The organism is Bradyrhizobium sp. PRIMUS42 (assembly GCF_023006515.1).
Classification (GTDB): domain Bacteria; phylum Pseudomonadota; class Alphaproteobacteria; order Rhizobiales; family Xanthobacteraceae; genus Bradyrhizobium.
The window spans coordinates 1-528 of record NZ_JALBGZ010001532.1 but is presented as its reverse complement, the minus strand read 5'-3'; the positions used below and the strand labels follow the sequence as shown (position 1 = coordinate 528).

General features: G+C 68.9%; 1 protein-coding gene. It reads left to right on the top strand.

Annotated elements, in window-relative coordinates:
• Positions 1-528 (top strand): helicase-related protein (locus MOV75_RS41475; protein WP_258719610.1); only part of this gene is annotated, 528 nt, incomplete at both ends.

The following is a 528-nucleotide window of genomic DNA, read 5'->3' as shown; positions in this document are numbered from 1 at the left end:
ATCGTCGCGTTCTCGGCGGATGAAGTTTACGCCATCGCCGAGCTGATCCGCCGCCAGCATGGCGGCGCCGCCGTGGTGCTGGGCTCGCTGTCACCGCGCACGCGCAATGCGCAGGTGGCGATGTTCCAGAACGGCGACGTCGATTATCTCGTCGCCACCGACGCCGTCGGCATGGGCCTCAATCTCGACGTCGACCACGTCGCCTTCGCCTCCGACCGCAAGTTCGACGGCTACCAGTTCCGCCGTCTGACGCCGTCCGAATTCGCGCAGATCGCAGGGCGCGCCGGCCGCGCCACGCGCAACGGCACCTTCGGCACCACGGGGCGCTGCGCGCCGTTCGAGCCCGAGCTCGTCAACGCGCTGCAGAACCACACCTTCGATCCCGTGAAGATGCTGCAATGGCGGAACGCCAAGCTGGATTTCTCCTCGCTCGGTGCGCTCCAGGTCTCGCTGAACCTCGCCCCCGGCCACGAGGCGCTGACGCGCGCGCCGATCGCCGAGGTCATGCGCGTGCTCGTCCACGCCGCC